Annotated in this window: 6 protein-coding genes; 4 read left to right on the top strand and 2 right to left on the bottom strand. The window is 45.1% G+C overall.

Going from position 1 to position 4,301, the window contains the following annotated elements:
- Window positions 1-115: 115 nt before the first annotated feature.
- A complete protein-coding gene (locus F6K20_RS26415) occupies window positions 116-247 on the bottom strand; it encodes a hypothetical protein (protein WP_287296615.1) in 132 nt (43 codons plus the stop codon).
- 49 nt (window positions 248-296) lie between these two features.
- Between F6K20_RS26415 and F6K20_RS26410 the strand changes: the two genes are divergently transcribed.
- From F6K20_RS26410 to F6K20_RS26400, 3 genes are all read left to right on the top strand, one after another.
- Window positions 297-737: a DUF29 domain-containing protein gene (locus tag F6K20_RS26410; RefSeq protein WP_287251026.1), complete on the top strand. Its 441-nt coding sequence runs from the start codon at window positions 297-299 to the stop codon at window positions 735-737.
- Window positions 738-900: 163 nt separating this feature from the next.
- Window positions 901-1,476 (top strand): Uma2 family endonuclease, encoded by a 576-nt coding sequence (locus F6K20_RS26405; RefSeq protein WP_008189558.1) that lies wholly within the window; start codon window positions 901-903, stop codon window positions 1,474-1,476.
- A gap of 92 nt (window positions 1,477-1,568) precedes the next feature.
- Window positions 1,569-2,813: an FAD-dependent hydroxylase gene (locus F6K20_RS26400; RefSeq protein ID WP_008189560.1), complete on the top strand. Its 1,245-nt coding sequence runs from the start codon at window positions 1,569-1,571 to the stop codon at window positions 2,811-2,813.
- A gap of 17 nt (window positions 2,814-2,830) precedes the next feature.
- On the opposite strand, the gene F6K20_RS26395 is transcribed toward F6K20_RS26400, so the two are convergent.
- Window positions 2,831-3,454: a hypothetical protein gene (locus F6K20_RS26395; RefSeq protein ID WP_008189561.1), complete on the bottom strand. Its 624-nt coding sequence runs from the start codon at window positions 3,452-3,454 to the stop codon at window positions 2,831-2,833.
- Window positions 3,455-3,873: 419 nt separating this feature from the next.
- Between F6K20_RS26395 and F6K20_RS26390 the strand changes: the two genes are divergently transcribed.
- Window positions 3,874-4,301 (top strand): M17 family peptidase N-terminal domain-containing protein (locus F6K20_RS26390; RefSeq protein ID WP_287296613.1); only part of this gene is annotated, 428 nt, incomplete at its 3' end.

The following is a 4,301-nucleotide window of genomic DNA, read 5'->3' as shown; positions in this document are numbered from 1 at the left end:
CCCGCCGTATTCGGGAACTTAACAGCAATTTGAATACTAATCAGGTTAAAAATCCACCATTGGATGTGAGAAGGGTTGGAAGTCGTTTAACGGATTTCCGTGCTTAAGATAAGTCCTAGTTTTTTGGAGGCAAGCTAGCAATAGGCAAGCTAGCAAGAGGTAAGAGGCAAGAGGCAAGAGGTAAGAGGTAAGAGGCAAGAGGTAAGAGGCAAGAGGCAAGAGGCAAGAGGCAAGAGGCAAGAGGCAAGAGTTAATAAATTAAGAGATAAATTGGGTATATAAAGGGAGAGACAGTTGTGGAAAAATCATACACAAAAGACTTTCATTCCTGGACACAACAAACAGCACAGCTGTTGCGAGAAGGTCGTTGGCAAGAGATTGACTTAGAAAATCTGATTGAGGAGGTTGAAGACTTGGGCAAGAGTGAAAGGCGGGGAATTACTAGCCAATTGATTCGCCTGCTGTTACATTTGCTCAAGTGGCAATACCAGCATCAGCGTCGCTCGGATAGCTGGCTGGATTCGATTACTGACGCTCGGACTCAGATTGAGCTAGCTATTGAAGATAGTCCCAGTCTCAGGAGCTATCCAGCCCAGCAGCTGGAACAAAGCTATCAGCGGGCTCGCCGTAAGGCAGCCCAGCAAACCGGAATGCCTGTTTCGGTTTTCCCAGAGGCTTGCCCCTATTCTCTTGGATTGGCCTTAGATCAGGATTGGTTACCAGAAGCTGAAAATTAAAGCCTATTTTATGATAAAATAGGGAATATTGAATTAATTGATATTGGGGTGAGTTAAACCATAACTTGGACTGAAAAAATCAAGGCACTAGAGGCATGGGTTGATAAATTGGAAAAGAATAACTCCTCATACAATTAAGCTGTGTTTTTAAAGTTAAGTTATCATGACCCTGATCAAAACTAAGCGCTTTAGCCTAGCTGACTATCATCGCTTGATTGATAATGGTTTTCTAACAGAAGATGACCGGGTGGAGTTGATTCGGGGAGAGTTAATACAAATGGTGGCGAAGGGTACCTCCCACTCGGTTTGCAACACTAAGTTATGGCGAGAGTTGGACAGACTAGTAGGCGACCGTGGGGTAGTAAGGGGACAGGAACCAATCATCCTATCCAACGACAGTGAACCGGAACCGGATGTTGCGATCGCATGGGGTCAGGCAGATGACTACTTGCCAAATCACCCTTATCCAAAGGATATATTGCTGGTTATTGAGGTGTCAGATTCAACCCTGGAGTATGACCAGACCGTAAAGCTATCTTTATATTCAGAAAACCAAGTTCAGGATTACTGGATTGTTAACCTGGTGGCTGGTCAACTAGAGTGCTATACTCAGCCCTATCAAGATACTCAAAGAAATTTCGGCTATCGGGTCAAACGGGTGGTGTTGCCCAATGAAACGGTTACCATTCCTGGTCTTGGAGATTTGTGCCTAGAGTTAAGTCGTGTGTTTCCAGGTTGAGCAAAATTGGATCAGTTGATGGGTTGATCTAAAAGCGTCACAATGAAAAAGAGTATATATTACTATTTACCGAGACACTTACTACTATAGTTATGGCGCTGGAACTGCTGATTCAAACTACCTCAGCAACCCATCAAAGTTTTGATTACGACCTAGCCATTGTCGGGGGTGGCATTACTGGTTCTACCCTGGCCTGTGCGTTGAAACATTCTGGGTTGAGCGTATTACTCATAGAAGCAAAACCGAAGTCAGTGGCAGCTGCCAGGATACAAGCCTATGCTTTGTCTATCCTCTCAGGGCGTATTTTTGCAGGTATTGGGGTTTGGGATAAAATCCTGCCGCAGATTAGCACATTTCGGCAGATCAAGCTTTCCGATGCTAACCATTCCGGTGTGGTAAATTTTTCCCCTTCAGATTTAGGTACCAACGCCCTAGGGTATGTGGGAGAACACCGTCCGGTGCTAACGTCGTTGCAAGAATTTTTGACAGATTGCCCCAATGTTGACTGGCTGTGTCCAGCAGAAGTAGTGGATGTAGACTATCAGGAGTCTGGGGTGGAGATTACTGTCAAGGAGGGTGATACTCAGCATCGAATCAGGACAAGGCTCTTGGTGGCGGCTGATGGAGCGCGATCGCAAATTCGGACTAGGGCTAGGATTACGACTCGTGGCTGGAAATACTGGCAATCTTGTGTGACTGCCCGGATTAAAACTGAAAAGCCCCATAATAATACGGCTTTTGAACGCTTCTGGCCTAGTGGTCCGATGGGGGTGCTGCCCTTATCAGAGAATCGCTGCCAGGTGGTGTGGACAGCACCCCATGCTGAAGCCAAAGCTTTAAAAGAACTAGACGAAGATCAGTTTCTCGCTAAGCTGGAATACTACACTGGTGGTCTGTTGGGTCGCTTGGAGTTGGAATGCGATCGCTATTTGTTTCCAGTGCAGTTGATGCAGAGCGATCGCTATATTCAGTCAAGATTAGCACTAATTGGTGATGCTGCCCATTGCTGCCATCCTGTCGGTGGTCAAGGACTAAACCTTGGGATTCGCGATGCTGCTGCCCTTGCCCAAGTCTTGACTGAAGCACACCAAGCAGGGGAAGATATTGGAGCCATAGAGGTTCTTAAGCGCTATGAAAACTGGCGCAAGCAAGAGAATCTTGTCATCTTAGGGTTTACCGATACCCTAGATCGGATGTTTTCCAACAACTGGTTACCAATAGTGGCGATACGCCGTCTCGGGTTATGGATGCTGCGCCGGATTCGTCCAGTCAAGATTTATGCTTTGAAGTTGATGACTGGTTTAAGGGGAAATATTCCTCAAGTTGCTCAACAATAGAGCAGTGACTCTCTTACTCAATTACTGCTAGAGAGCGCTGCGATCAGAATTCTGGTTAAGGGTTCTAAATCCGTTGGTACCCGGTAGAGAGTCAATTGTTGGGTGATTAATTTATCTTGACGGTGCAGAATACCAAACTGCCAGATTGTTCCAGTTGAAACGGCTCCAAATAGTTGTGGCTGTTGCTCAACCGATGCGCATTTCTCCCACTGATCGAGAGCGATCAGTTCGACTGCCATCTGAGTGAAACCATTGGTAAGATCCTCTTGCTTTGCCTCAACTACTAACAGATTAGTCGTTGTCCTCAGCAAATAGTCCAACGCGCCTTGAAGCTGATTGCTGACCTTGATTGAATACTCAATTCGCAATTGCGCCCTTGTGTAGTGAATTAAATCTGCCATCACAGGTGCAATTAACATCTCCCGCCGGGATTGTTCGTTGCTCAGATCCAGGTAAGGTAAGATTTCTTCGAGGCGTGATTGGCGCTCCTGCAATCGATCTAACTCACCCTGATATTGCCGCAAATCCAATAAGGTACGTTCTAGTGAATAGCCATATTCTGCCAAGATTTCATCCGTCGGAGTTTTGAGTTTGGCTATTTCACTGAAGCTATAAGAACGGTTGGGGTCGAGCAGAGGCATAGGATGGAAACCAGAAATCAGCAATTAAGGGGAAATATTCCTCAAGTGGCTCTACAATCAAGCATCGCTTAAGTCAATAGAACACTTCTTTCTAGTTTGGCTTACCTCGTCAAGCCAGTAAGACCTCGACAAAAATGTTTAGTTTCGTATAGCGTTGTCGAGGATTTACTTTTTGTGTGTTAACTGACTCGATATTTTGAGCCATAAACGTCTCGATCCGGAACAAGTTTATTGATAGTTTATGATTATCAATTCTAAATATAACACAGATAGAATGTTTTTTTCGTTAATCGTCAGATAAAATTTCAACAATCTTTACACTAACTAACCGCCACACCCCCTCACCCCATTACCAGTCAATATTTGTTATGGTATTGGTTCAAAAACTATTCATTGTAATTACCTAGACAGAAAAAAATATGGAAATTCGCGGAACCGATACACTAAGGTTAGACTGGACTGGTGATGCTTTAGCCATTGGGTTATTTGAGGATGCTGTAGACCTGACTGGTGATTTAGCCGAGTTGGATCAGAAACTGACTGGTACGATTACAGAATTGATCGAGGAAACAGAATTTAAGGGTAGCACTAGTAGTTCTGCTGTCACCCGTGTCGGATCCGGTAGCCCAATCCGTAAAATTATCCTGGTAGGATTGGGTAAAGCTGATGACCTGAGCTTAGATACACTGCGCCGTGGAAGTGCCACAATTGCCCGGACTGCGAAACAGCAAAAGATTACAACTCTTGGAATTAGCTTACCGGTGGTTAATGATGACCCCATAGCAACGGCACAAGGGATCACTGAGGGGATAATCCTGGCTCTACACCAAGACAATCGCTTTAAGTA

The organism is Moorena sp. SIO2C4 (assembly GCF_010672485.1).
In the GTDB taxonomy this organism is placed as follows: Bacteria; Cyanobacteriota; Cyanobacteriia; order Cyanobacteriales; family Coleofasciculaceae; genus Moorena; species Moorena producens.
This window is presented reverse-complemented; position numbering and strand designations above follow the sequence as displayed.

What these genes read in the sequence shown, in the direction of transcription:
- F6K20_RS26405 (WP_008189558.1), top strand. Translation starts at nt 901, where the DNA reads ATGACCCTGATCAAAACTAAGCGCTTTAGCCTAGCTGACTATCATCGC.
- F6K20_RS26400 (WP_008189560.1), top strand. Translation starts at nt 1,569, where the DNA reads ATGGCGCTGGAACTGCTGATTCAAACTACCTCAGCAACCCATCAAAGT.
- F6K20_RS26395 (WP_008189561.1), bottom strand. Translation starts at nt 3,454, where the DNA reads ATGCCTCTGCTCGACCCCAACCGTTCTTATAGCTTCAGTGAAATAGCC.